Origin of the sequence: Arthrobacter sp. ISL-5 (genome assembly GCF_018613835.1) — a bacterium.
Classification (GTDB): Bacteria; Actinomycetota; Actinomycetes; order Actinomycetales; family Micrococcaceae; genus Arthrobacter.
In genome coordinates this window covers 139,674-151,715 of sequence record NZ_JAGGPM010000017.1, presented here as the reverse complement: position 1 = coordinate 151,715, position 12,042 = coordinate 139,674, and the positions used below count along the sequence as shown (strand labels likewise).

Genomic DNA, 12,042 nt, shown 5'->3' with positions numbered 1-12,042 from the left:
TTGTTCTTGGACCTGTAGACCTTCGGTCCCACGAACTGGACGCTCTGCCCCCCATGGGCGTCATCACTCTTTGGTTGTTGCCGCGCACCCGTTGATGTCAGAAAGATACCGCGGACGCCGCAAAGAATCGATACCCTTCCGTTAGCAATCGCCGGATACCGTTACCGGCCCGTTCCGGCGGCCGGAAGCCGCCGACGGTAGAATAGGAAAAACTTGAGGAGACCCGGCATGCGCAAGCTACTGATTTCTGTGCTGCTCGCCCTCGGAGCGGTGGGCGGCCTTGCCGCCTGCACCCCTGACACCGGAACCGGCCAGCCTTCGGCGACGCCCACCAGCGAATCCCCCGGCACCGGAACGGAGTCACCGGGGGCCACGCCCGGGCCGGGAACGTCTTCCCCTGCCAGCCCGGCTCCGGGCACCACACCGCCCGACGCCGAGACCACCGTTCCCGCCCCGGCGCCGCCGGCCGCTTCGCCGCTGCCGTCGGGCCCCGGTGCCGGTGACGCCGAGCTTTCCATCACGGTGAAGGCCTCCAAAGACGGAACGGCAGTCAACTACACGCTGGTGTGCAAGGGCGGGGCTCCCGTGGCCGAAAGCCAGCACCCCAAGGCCGCTGCGGCCTGCACGGCCCTGAAGAACAATGCCGCCATCCTGAACCGCGTTGCGCCAAGCAAGGACGTCTCCTGCACGCAGCAATACGGCGGCCCGCAGGTTGCGACCGTCACGGGAGTGGTCGACGGCACGCCGGTCGAGACAACGTTCGCCCTGCGCGACGGCTGCGAAATCGGCGCCTGGAACGCCGCCCAGGACGTCCTGGGTTCCTCCAGTGGGTCTGTCTAGGACTGTGGGTCTGTCTAATACCGTGGAGCATGCCAGGACATTGCCGGGCCGGGCGCTGACCACGCCGCCCGCCCGCCCGCACGTGCTTCCTCCAGCCGACTGGAGGGCGCGCGAAGCCGCCCATGCCGAGCGGGTGCGCCGTTACGCCGATCCCTACCTTGCGCGCCGATCAGCCGGCCGCAAGCATCCGGTGGAGGATTTCCTCTTCACCTACTACACGCAAAAGCCCGGCCAGCTCATGCGCTGGCATCCAGGGGACGGCACTGTGCTCTCCGGCGCGGAGGCAGCCGGGCGCAGGGACTGGAAGTACTACCGCGCGCTCGGCGCCGACGAACTTGCCGCCGCCGGCCTGCCGGCCGGCAGCGCTGCCGTGACCCTGGACCGGGCCTCGTTCCTGGCCGAGCGCCGGGACGCGCTGCTCTTCGCCCAGGTCATCCTGGCAGGCACGGCCGCCCGCCCCGCCCAGTTCGGGTGCTTCGGCCTGCATGAGTGGGCCATGGTCTACCGCCAGGAAAAGTTCGAACTCCGCCACGAGTACCTGACACTGCGGCTGGGCGCCACCGGCACAGACAAGGTGGTCGAGGACAACAGGATCCGCTGCTCGCATTTTGACGCGTTCCGGTTCTACACCCCGGACGCCGTGCCGCTGAACGAACTCTCGCCAAGCAGGGAGAACCAGCGGACCATGGAGCAGCCCGGCTGCCTGCACGCGAACATGGATCTGTATAAATGGGCTTACAAGCTCTCGCCCGCCCTGCCCAGCGAACTCGTGATGGACTGCTTCGAGTTGTCATGGCGGGTACGGGCCATGGACATGCAGGCCTCCCCGTACGACCTCACGGACTGGGGCTACCCGCCGATTCCGATAGAGACGGCGGAGGGCAAGGCAGCATACGTGGAGCACCAGCGGGCTTTCTCAGCCGAGGCCCAGGTGTTGCGGACCCGGCTGTTGGCGGAGCTGGCGCCCCTGTTCGAGGCACTCGGCCCGGAGGAACGGCAGTGAGCAGCACGGAACCGGCTCCCGACTTCGACCTGACCGTCACCCTGACCGAGGCACCCGGAAGTCCTGCCCACGTCTTTACGCTGGTCTGCCGTTCCGGCCGACTCACCGAATCAACGCTGCCGGACCCGGCAGGGGCGGTTGCCGCCGTCGAACGCTTCGGCGAGCGGATCTTTTTCCCCACGCCTGGACCGCCCAAACTCTGCACGCAGCAGTACGGCGGTCCGCAGGTGGCAGTCGTGACGGGCCACTACGGCGGACGCACGGTGCAGTCGCGGTTCTCCCTGACGGACGGCTGCGAGATTGCGCGCTGGCGCGCACTGTCCCCTCTCTTGGGCGGAACTGCCGGATCTGCGGGTGCCATCTGAACTTGCCGCCGCTGAGAGGCCGGCCGTGCGGGAGTAGCCGTCTCAGGACTGCCGCTTAACAGCAATGGCCGGCGGTGCCAACCGCCGGCCATTGCTGTCAGGAAACCCTGGGGAACCCGGATCCGGGACCTTCCTAGATGGAGTTATCCGGTGTCCGCGTCAGGTCGTCATTGACGACCTTCCCGGTTTCCTGCTTTTTCTTCGGATCATCCGAAGCCGGCGGGACCCCTGCAATGCCTGCCGGTGTCACCACTACGCTGACGAACGTCGGTGCACTGGCACCGTCGAACGTAACCCGGCCAATGTAGGAACCTGGGGCGAGGTTTTTCCAAGCGAGGGCGAGCTGGCCGGTCTTGCCGTTGGCAAGCCGCACGGGGTCAGGGGTAACGGTTGCGTTGCCCTCGTTTGCGCCAAGGACCGCCGCATCCACGGAAGCCTTGGTGCCCTGGCCGTTGGGGCTGTCGTAGAGATTCACGAACATCCGGTACGTGCCCGCGGCCGGGTTAGGGATGGAAACCGATTCGCTGGCCGCGGCCGTGGCAACAACGATCGCCTGGCCGCTGGGCGTGATGACCACCATGTCGAAATCAGCGCGTTCATCCGCGGAGAACACGGATAGCTTGGCCAGCGGAACGTTGGCGGGGACCTCTACGGTCTTGACGAAATTCGAGGCGTCGGCCGCGTACTTGAACGGCCCGGGAACCAGTTCAATGGCGGAGGAGTCCGCCTTGGACAGGCCGTCCAGCGTCACGTTCGTGGGCGAGCTGGAACCCGAGACGATGCTGATGTTCCCGGCCCCGTTGCCTCCCGCTGACGTGAACGCGACGTTCTTGGGCGCCACGACCGACTGCGGACGGACGGCGATCGGCGAAGCCACGTTCTTGTTGGCGCCTTGCCAGCTGAGCGAACCCGTGGCGAACTGCCCCAGCTTTGCGCTCTGGTTTTCGAAGGACACCTTGAACGTGCGCTTCTCTCCGGCCGCGCCGAACTGCAGGATGGACGGGGTCACCGTGACCTTCACTCCCGGCACGCTGGCCTTGGCGCGGTAAACGCCCGGCGTCAGCGCGGTCACCGTGCGGGTGACCTCGATCTTGCCGGCAAGATTGCCCAGCGAGAAGGAGGGGACGTTCATGTCGCGGGGCCTGGTGACACCGAGGCCGGGCATGCCCAGATCGACGCCGGTGCCCTGGACGAACCGGAGGTAGTCATCGCCGTCGGCGTCATAGACCAGTCCCGGATCCAGTACCCGGGCCGGATCCACCTGCCCGGCACCCGTGGCCAGCACATCGGTGTTCTTCGTGCCGTCGGCGAGCTTGACGTCGCCCGCGGTGGTCATCATGGCCGACTTCACCGCGGCCGGAGACCACACCGGGTTCTTGCCCAGGATGAGGGCGCCGAAACCTGCCACGTGGGGTGAGGCCATGGACGTGCCGGACATGAACCCGAACTTGTCACCGCCTGCGCCAATCGGCGAAACACCGGCCAGTACAGCAACGCCGGGCGCTGCGACGTCGGGCTTCAGCACGTCCGAGTCTGTGGCGATCAGTGGTCCGCGCGACGAGAAACCGGCGATCTGGGGCTGGGCCTCTGCGGGCAGTCCCGTGGTGTCCTTGTTGACGAGGGAGACGGTGATGGCCGGGTTTGCCGCCACCTTGGCCTTGATCGTCTCGGTGGCCGGCGGGTTCACGTGGACGGTGGGGACGGAGTGCTTGTCCGCGTCGAGCGACGATGCGGTCAGGTTCACCAGGATCATCCCGACGCCGCCGCCGCGCGCCACCTCGGCGCTCTTGGCCACGCGGTCATAGGTGCCGCGGTCACAGACCACGACTTTCCCGGCGATTTTCGCCGGATCCAGTGAGCCCGGGCCGCACAGCCGCGGGGTGGGATCCTGCCCGGAAGCTGCGTCGGCGGCAATGACGACGCCGGCCCCGGCAACCTCGCGGTTCATGATGCTGGCACCCCGGAACTTGCTGCCGTCGGAGAACTCCACCGTGCCCTGCAGTTCTTGCGAGAAGCTGCTGGCTGCGACGGTGGTGACCCACGGTTCCCCGTGGTTTACGGTGCTGGCTTCGGGGCCCGAGTTGCCGGCCGAAGCCGCCACGAAGATCCCGGCGGAGGCGGCGGACAGGAACGCCAGGGACACCGGATCCGTCGTGGTGGACGTGGTTCCGGAGATGGAGTAGTTCAGGACGTCGACGCCGTCCAGCACGGCCTGGTTGATGGCATCGATGGACGCGGAGGTGTAGCAGCCGCCTGTGCCGGGGTCGTTGTCTTCCCAGCAGATCTTGTAGATGGAGAGTTTGGCTGCCGGGGCAACGCCGCTCGTGAGGCCGAAGCTGCGGCCATCCACGAACGTTTCCACGTTGGCGTTGCCGGCGGCGGTGCTGGTGGTGTGGGTTCCGTGGCTGCCGACGTCAACAGGGGAAATGAGCTCTTCCGGTGCGCGGTCCTTCTTGGCCACTGTTGCCTCAAAGCCGTCGGAGAAGTAGCGCGCGCCGAGGACCTTGGAGTTGCAGGCGCTGCCGTCAAATCCTTCGCCGGCCTGGCATTCACCCTCGAAGGTGCTGCCGTCGGACTTCAGCATGGCGATTTTGCCGTCGCCGGTGCGGTACGGGACGCCGACCTGCGGTTCGCCGGTGAGGGACTTCACGTCGCTGCCCGCGAAGAACTCGCTGGAGGGCGTGTATCCGGAGTCGATGACGCCCACCACGACACCCTTGCCCGCGCCGTCCTGGCCGCCGAACTGGGTGTTCCACGTGCCATTGGCCCCGCTGAGCTTCAGGAAGTCGGTGGTGGAGTAGTCCGGTGCCCGCTGGGTGTCCGGTGCGACCGCGAGGACGCCGGGGTTCTTGGCGAGGCTCACGGCCTGGTCCGCGGTGAGCGTTGCGCTAAAGCCGTTGAGCGCCGCGGTGTAGCGGTGCCGGATCTGCACGTTTTGCTGCCGGGCCACCTCGGTCTGCTTCGCCTCGAGGTGGGCCTGGTAGCGCTGCACCTCGGCGCGGTCCGCGTCGAGTTTCCGGCCCGAGCGCGGCTTGGTGGCCTGCAGCCCCGGTGTGCCGCCGTCATATGTGGCCGCGGGCTTTTCGGTCAGGACCACAATGTAGCGGCCTGCTTGGTAGTCGTTCGGATCGATGTTCTTTTGCTGGGCTGCCGGCGCCGTGCCCTGGATCGGGGCGGCGGTGGCCGGCAAGGCTGCGAAGGATGAAAGGAGCAAAGGCAAACCGACACACAGTGCCGCTGCTTTCCGGGCCCCCCGGCTTCGGAAGAAGCTTTTTCCTGCTGATTTCACGAGTGATTTGAACCTTTCATAAGGAACGGCCCCGGCCGCGTCGCCGGGCGCATTGGTGTCGTGTCACGTTGGTTGACAGGTCTTGTCAGGCCATGCGAACGGCAGCCGATCCCACAGTACCTACCGGGAGGTAGTTATGACATAGGACACAAAGACAAAATTTTTCTGTCACTCGGAAAGGGCTGCGTTAAAAGCCGCGGCGGGCGCCCGCGAGGGGCACCCGCCGTTGCGGCATGCGGTGTTGGCGCTGCTGGACCGGCTACTGCCGGGGCGTGCGGACTACGTCACTGATCCACTGGCGCGTCTTCTCGTCCACCGGGCCTGCGACGTGGTTCTGCCTGGCAGCTCGGTCGGCCTTGATCTTATGGAGGACCATCTTGCCCAGTCCCGCGAATACGGCGGCAGCAACCAACGGCAACAATACGGATTTCGGTTTCTCACCCATTCCGCAATCCTACTGACGGCGGGGACGGCGGGCCAGAGCCGCCGTCGTCCTTCGTGCGCTCCGGCGCCGGCGGTCCCGAATACGGCGTGCAGCGCCGGGGCCGGTAGAATGGGCTAGCAAGCTCGCGGAGCGCTCGTCCATGTTGTGCCATTTGTACCGCCCAGGCCACAGAGGAATGGCGTGAGACGGCATCACTCCGCTGCGCCCTTACCCAATGCTCACGCACAGGAGTTACCGGATGCCCCGGATCGTTGTCGACGTCATGCCCAAGCCCGAGATTCTGGACCCGCAGGGGAAGGCCATCGTGGGTGCACTCCCCCGCTTGGGCTTCACCAGCTTTAGCTCTGTCCGCCAGGGCAAGCGTTTCGAACTGACCGTCGACGGCGAGGTGACCGACGCAATCCTGGCCCAGGCCCGGGAAGCCGCGGAGACCCTGCTGTCCAACCCCGTGATCGAGGACGTCGTCAACGTCGAGGTCGTCGAGGCCTGACATGACTGAACTTCCCCTGATCGGCGAGGCAGTCGCCGTCGCCGCCGAGCCGCGGCTGGCCGGCGCCCGCATCGGCGTCGTCACCTTCCCAGGAACACTTGATGACCGCGACGCCGCCCGCGCGGTCCGCCTCGCCGGCGGCACCCCCGTGCCGCTCTGGCACGCGGACAACGCACTGGGTGACGTGGACGCCGTCGTCATTCCCGGCGGGTTTTCCTACGGCGACTACCTCCGTGCCGGCGCCATCGCGCGCTTTGCTCCGCTGATGTCCAAGATCATCGACGCCGCTAACTCCGACGCCAGGCTGCCCGTGCTGGGCATCTGCAACGGCTTCCAGATCCTCACCGAGTCTCACCTGCTGCCCGGTTCCATGATCAAGAACGACCACCTGAAGTTCATGTGCCGCGACCAGGTGCTGCGGGTTGAAAACAACAGCACCGACTGGACCCTCGATTACGAGGCAGGCCAGGAGATCACGGTGCCCCTGAAGAACCAGGACGGCCAGTACATCGCCGACGAGAAAACCCTGGACGCCCTCGAGGCCGAAGGCCGCGTGGTGTTCCGCTACGTGGGCTTCAACCCGAACGGTTCCCGCCGCGACATCGCCGGCATCTCCAACGCCGCCGGCAACGTGGTGGGCCTCATGCCCCACCCCGAGCACGCGGTGGAGGTCGGCTACGGCCCCGAGTCCCTGGACGGAATCGGCGGATCGGACACCGACGGCCTCGCTTTCTTCACCTCTGTCCTGAACAAGATCGTGGGAGCAAACAAATGACGGAGACACCCTCAGTGGCAGCGCCCGTGGAGACCGCACGGAAGTTCAACATCGACACCGTCGAGAACGCGGCCAAGACGCCGGACACCGAACTGCCCTGGGCCGAGCTGGGCCTAAAGCAGAACGAGTTCGATGAGGTCGTCAAGGTCCTGGGCCGCCGCCCGACAGGCGCAGAGCTCGCCATGTACTCCGTGATGTGGAGCGAGCACTGCTCGTACAAGTCCTCCAAAAATCACCTGCGCCAGTTCGGCGACAAAGTGACGGAGGAGATGAAGAAGGACATGCTGGTGGGCATCGGCGAAAACGCCGGCGTCACCAACCTGGGCGACGGCTGGGCCGTGACGTTCAAGATCGAGTCCCACAACTCGCCGTCGTTCGTGGAGCCCTACCAGGGTGCCGCAACCGGCATCGGCGGCATCGTCCGCGACATCATCTCCATGGGCGCCCGCCCGGTGGCCGTGATGGATCCGCTGCGGTTCGGCGCCATCGACCACCCTGACACGGCCCGCGTCATGCACGGCGCCGTTGCTGGCATCGGCGGCTACGGCAACTCCCTGGGCCTGCCGAACATCGGCGGCGAAATGGTCTTCGACTCGGTGTACCAGGGCAACCCTCTGGTCAACGCGCTGGCCGTCGGCGTCATGCGCCACGAGGACATCCGCCTGGCCAACGCCTCCGGCAAGGGCAACAAGGTGGTGCTGTTCGGTGCCCGCACCGGCGGCGACGGAATCGGCGGCGCCTCGGTGCTGGCCTCCGAGTCCTTCGACGACACCAAGCCGTCCAAGCGCCCCGCCGTCCAGGTGGGCGACCCCTTCGCCGAGAAGGTCCTGATCGAATGCTGCCTGGAGCTCTTCAAGGGTTCCCTGGTTGAGGGTATCCAGGACCTGGGCGCCGCAGGCATTTCCTGCGCCACGTCCGAGCTCGCCTCCAACGGCGACGGCGGCATGGAGGTTGAACTGACCTCCGTCCTGCTGCGCGACCCCACGCTGACCCCGGGCGAAATCCTGATGTCCGAGTCGCAGGAACGCATGATGGCCGTGGTCACGCCCGAGAACATCGCCGCCTTTGAAGCGGTCATGGACAAGTGGGCCGTGGAGTACTCCTGGCTCGGCGAGGTGACTGACACCGGCCGCCTGATCATCACGTGGGAAGGCGAGGTCATTGTCGACGTCGACCCGCGCACCGTGGCCCACGACGGCCCGGTCTACGACCGCCCGTATGCCCGCCCGGAATGGCAGGACTCAGTCCAGGCCGATACCTTCACCGGTTCCGTGCAGGACGCCGGCCGCCCCTCCGCCCCGGCGGAACTGGCCGCCGCCGTCACCGAGCTGGTTGCCTCGCCCAACATGTGCGACAAGTCCTGGATCACCAACCAGTACGACCGCTACGTCGGCGGCAACACCGCCATGGCGTTCCCGGACGATGCCGGAGTGGTCCGCGTGGACCAGGAAACCGGCCTCGGCGTGGCCCTGGCCACCGACGCCAACGGCCGCTACACCTACCTCGACCCGTACCACGGCGCACAGCTGGCACTGGCCGAGGCCTACCGCAACGTCGCCACCTCCGGCGCCGTGCCGATGGCCGTCAGCGACTGCCTGAACTTCGGTTCCCCCGAGGATCCGGATGTCATGTGGCAGCTCGCCGAGTCCATCCGCGGCCTGTCCGACGCCTGCATGGAGCTCGGCATCCCGGTCACCGGCGGCAACGTCTCGCTGTACAACCAGACCGGCACCACCCCCATCCACCCTTCCCCCGTGGTGGCGGTGCTGGGCAAGCTGGACGACGTCGCCCGCCGCACGCCGTCGGGCTGGCGCGAGGACGGCCAGGCCATCTACCTGCTGGGCACCACCGCAGCAGAACTGGACGGTTCGGAATGGTCCAACATGCGCGGACACCTCGGCGGTTTGCCGCCCAAGGTTGACCTCGGCGCAGAACGCGCGCTGGGTGAAATCCTGATCAACGCGTCCCGCGACGGCATGGTCGACTCCGCACATGACCTCTCCGAAGGCGGCCTCGCGGCAGCCCTCGTGGAGTCCTCGCTGCGCTACGGTGTCGGTGCCCGGATCGCGCTCCAGGATGTCCTGGACCGCGACGGCGTTGACCTGTTCACGGCGCTGTTCTCCGAGTCCCAGGGCCGCGCCATCGTGGGCGTCCCGCGCTCCGAGGAGGTCCGCTTCACGGACATGTGCACCGCCCGCGGCTTTGCCCACACCCGCATCGGCGTGGTGGACGCAGCCAGCGGCCAACTGGAAATCAACGGCGTGGACACGCTCTCGCTTGATTCGCTCCGCGAAGCCCACGAGGCCACGCTGCCGAAGTACTTCGGCTAGTCCCCATCCATCGACTGCTCCGTAACTGCCCTTTTGATCGCTCAGAAGGGCAGTTACGGAGCATTCGTTCGTTAACGGCCAGGCCGCCAGCCGGCCCGGACCAAGGCCGTCCGGACTTTGGCCACAGCCGCCTTGGCGTCGTTGACCATGTGGCGCTTGGAGATGCGGACCTCCGTCCAGCCCAAGGATTCGTATCTCTCGGAGCGGGCGATGTCCCGGACAATCTGCCCTTCGTCGCCATGGTGCTCACCCTCGTATTCGATGCCGATCCTGTATTTTCGGTACGAGAGGTCCGGCTGATGGTGCCTGGTTCCGTCGTCGTCGATGATGGGAACGTTCAGTTCCGGCTCTGGCAGCCCCGCCCTTTTCATGGCCAGCCGCAGCAGGGACTCCTGCGGGGAGTCGGAGCCTACGCGGATGAGCTTGATGGCTTCCTTGGCTTTGCGGATGCCGCGCTTTCCCTTATGGCGGTCGATCATCCGCTGGAGGTCGTCCAGACTACACAGCGGCATATCTCTGCCCTCCAGCTCGGCACGCGGAACACGGACGCAGCTGTCACCGGCGACCACGAGTTCGTCGACGCTTAGCATTTCGGCCAGGTCCAGCCATGTGCGCTCCGGAGTGGTGATGGGTATCCCGTCCAGCACGGTGACTTCGTCCTCGTAGAGCTTCATGCGGTGGACGATCACGTGGGGGCGGTTGAGATGGGCGGCGCCCTCCGGTCGGATCACGTGGTACATCTGCTGTGCCTCCTTCTGCCGGCGACGCGGCAGCGATGAGAGCTCCGCGGCGGTGAGGTGGGATGCGGCGCATCCGTCATTGACCTCGATGAATGGCCGCACTCTGACGCTTAAGGGGAGCTCCGACGTCGGGCCCTTCGATCGGATACCTCTTCCCAAAGCCGTCAGCGACCCGTGGCGCAACCGCTTCGCGGTGACGCCGGCGCGGCCTGCCTCGGCGACGGTGAACGGGCGTCCTTCTAACTCCTCCGGGAGCCGGCGTGCGGTTTTCATGGATTCATCAGATCAGAACCCCATGCGCGGTGCAGAAGTTATCCACACCCTCCATCGACTGCTCCGTAGCGGCCCTTATGGACGCTCAAAAGGGCCGTTACGGAGCAATCGATGGTCTGGTTTAGTCCTCGCTGTGGAGTTCGCGCTGCCTCGCGCTGAGCAGCTCGATCTCCGGCCGGGCGGCCACGAAGCGCTCGACGGCGGTGAGGACCGCCACGAGGTGCGCCCGGTCGGCGGCGACGAGGCCGGCCCCCACCTGCGTGCGCCGGTACTGCTCGTGGTCCCCTACCTCTGCAACGGAGACATCGAAGCGGCGCTTGACCTCCGCCAGCAGCGGCCTGACGAAGGCGCGCTTCTCCTTCAGGCTCTGGACGTCCCCGAGGAGGATGTCGAACTCAATCCATCCGATCCACATGGCTTAATCGTATCGACGCGGTCAGATGGTGAGTTCGCCCATCCGGTCCCAGCCCTCGCCGTCGAGCTGGCGGCTGATGATCCGGGGTGTCTCCGCGAGTGCCTGCGGCATGTCGGCCATGGCCCGCTTGAAGTGGGCACTGTTGACGTGGTCCCCGGCGGCGTCGTCCTTGAACGCTTCCACGAGCACAAACTCATGGGGATCGTCCACGCTGCGGGACCAGTCGAACCACAGGTTGCCGGGCTCCCGCCGGGTGGCCTCGGTGAAGTCAGCCACGAGGTCGAGCCACTTCTCAGACCAGTCGGGCTTGACCTTAAACTTAACGACAATGAAAATCACGGGAGATCGCCTTCCAATCGTGGCCCTGCTGGGGTTCAGCTCGTGCACTTCAAAGGATCAATTCTTTCACCGGCCGTCGCGGCCCGCGTGCTCAGCCGCCAGACTCAGCCCCCGGCCAGGGCATGCTCGCATTCGTCGATCGCCTCACGGGCGTGCTGCTGCTGGGCCGGGGTCCCCACCCGCTCCGCCCACTGTTCGGCCAGCTGGAATTCCACCAGGGCTTCGGTGAGCCGGCCCGCGCCGTGGAGTGTCCAGCCGAGGTTGTTGTGCAGCGCCACCATCCAGCGCCTGGCGAAGGCGTCGTGGGCGGTGGATGCGTACTCCAGCGCGCTCCGGGTCCAGGTTTCCGCATGGGCGGAGTCCGCGATGGCCAGCATGTGCAGTGCGTCCACGGCGAGGAACTCCTCGCCGAGATGGTCACCGAGCTCGGCTGCCTGCTCGAACAGCGGCACCGCCATCGCGGCATGGCCGCTCGAATTCAGGACCCGTCCGCGCTCCAGCAGGATTCGGACGCCGATGGTTGGCTCGTCCTCCCCGTCGATTGAATCGAGCAGTGCGTCCGCCTCTTCAAAGAGGCCCTGCAGTCCGATCGCCCGCCCCAGCTGGGTGGCGAGCTCGGCCCTTTCGTCGGCGTCGTACTTCTGGTCGGCCATCGCGTCCCGGAAACGCTGCTCGGACAGCTCCGGATCCTCGAAATTCCATAAACGGTCAAGGGTCTTTTGGTCCAGCATGTACCTT

General features: G+C 66.4%; 12 protein-coding genes. 6 read left to right on the top strand and 6 right to left on the bottom strand.

Going from position 1 to position 12,042, the window contains the following annotated elements; genetic code table 11:
• Positions 1 to 228: 228 nt before the first annotated feature.
• From J7I89_RS09620 to J7I89_RS09610, 3 genes are all read left to right on the top strand, one after another.
• Positions 229 to 840, top strand: a complete 612-nt coding sequence (locus J7I89_RS09620; RefSeq protein WP_214969437.1) for an SSI family serine proteinase inhibitor — start codon at positions 229 to 231, stop codon at positions 838 to 840.
• An 82-nt stretch (positions 841 to 922) separates the two neighbouring features.
• Entirely contained in the window at positions 923 to 1,843 is a 921-nt protein-coding gene (locus J7I89_RS09615; protein WP_214969608.1) for a 3-methyladenine DNA glycosylase, read from the top strand.
• Complete coding sequence (locus tag J7I89_RS09610) at positions 1,840 to 2,208, top strand: serine protease inhibitor (RefSeq protein ID WP_214969435.1); 369 nt, start codon at positions 1,840 to 1,842, stop codon at positions 2,206 to 2,208. Before J7I89_RS09615 ends, J7I89_RS09610 begins: the two co-directional genes overlap by 4 nt.
• 133 nt (positions 2,209 to 2,341) lie before the next feature.
• On the opposite strand, the gene J7I89_RS09605 is transcribed toward J7I89_RS09610, so the two are convergent.
• Both J7I89_RS09605 and J7I89_RS09600 read right to left on the bottom strand, forming a co-directional pair.
• A complete protein-coding gene (locus tag J7I89_RS09605) occupies positions 2,342 to 5,422 on the bottom strand; it encodes a S8 family serine peptidase (protein WP_251045107.1) in 3,081 nt (1,026 codons plus the stop codon).
• Between the two features lie 334 nt (positions 5,423 to 5,756).
• Positions 5,757 to 5,942 carry a hypothetical protein gene (locus tag J7I89_RS09600; protein WP_214969433.1) on the bottom strand — a complete coding sequence of 62 codons (186 nt, stop codon included), beginning with the start codon at positions 5,940 to 5,942 and terminating at the stop codon, positions 5,757 to 5,759.
• Positions 5,943 to 6,180: 238 nt separating this feature from the next.
• Between J7I89_RS09600 and purS the strand changes: the two genes are divergently transcribed.
• The 3 genes from purS to purL are packed head-to-tail and all read left to right on the top strand — an operon-like array spanning position 6,181 to position 9,537.
• A complete protein-coding gene (gene purS, locus J7I89_RS09595) occupies positions 6,181 to 6,432 on the top strand; it encodes a phosphoribosylformylglycinamidine synthase subunit PurS (RefSeq protein WP_056631212.1) in 252 nt (83 codons plus the stop codon).
• 1 nt (position 6,433) lies between these two features.
• The gene (gene purQ, locus J7I89_RS09590; protein ID WP_214969431.1) at positions 6,434 to 7,207 is read left to right on the top strand and encodes a phosphoribosylformylglycinamidine synthase subunit PurQ; all 774 of its coding nucleotides are present in this window, start codon (positions 6,434 to 6,436) and stop codon (positions 7,205 to 7,207) included.
• Entirely contained in the window at positions 7,204 to 9,537 is a 2,334-nt protein-coding gene (gene purL, locus J7I89_RS09585; RefSeq protein ID WP_214969429.1) for a phosphoribosylformylglycinamidine synthase subunit PurL, read from the top strand. The genes purQ and purL overlap by 4 nt, the downstream gene beginning before the upstream one ends.
• 71 nt (positions 9,538 to 9,608) lie before the next feature.
• Here purL and J7I89_RS09580 read toward each other — a convergent pair whose 3' ends face one another.
• The 4 genes from J7I89_RS09580 to J7I89_RS09565 form a co-directional block, all read right to left on the bottom strand.
• Positions 9,609 to 10,550, bottom strand: a complete 942-nt coding sequence (locus J7I89_RS09580; protein ID WP_251045106.1) for an endonuclease domain-containing protein — start codon at positions 10,548 to 10,550, stop codon at positions 9,609 to 9,611.
• Positions 10,551 to 10,671: 121 nt separating this feature from the next.
• Positions 10,672 to 10,965 carry a DUF503 domain-containing protein gene (locus tag J7I89_RS09575; protein WP_214969427.1) on the bottom strand — a complete coding sequence of 98 codons (294 nt, stop codon included), beginning with the start codon at positions 10,963 to 10,965 and terminating at the stop codon, positions 10,672 to 10,674.
• 21 nt (positions 10,966 to 10,986) lie between these two features.
• Positions 10,987 to 11,304: a putative quinol monooxygenase gene (locus J7I89_RS09570; RefSeq protein WP_214969425.1), complete on the bottom strand. Its 318-nt coding sequence runs from the start codon at positions 11,302 to 11,304 to the stop codon at positions 10,987 to 10,989.
• 104 nt (positions 11,305 to 11,408) lie between these two features.
• Positions 11,409 to 12,035, bottom strand: coding sequence for a hypothetical protein (locus J7I89_RS09565; RefSeq protein WP_214969423.1), 627 nt, complete (start codon positions 12,033 to 12,035; stop codon positions 11,409 to 11,411).
• Positions 12,036 to 12,042: the final 7 nt, after the last annotated feature.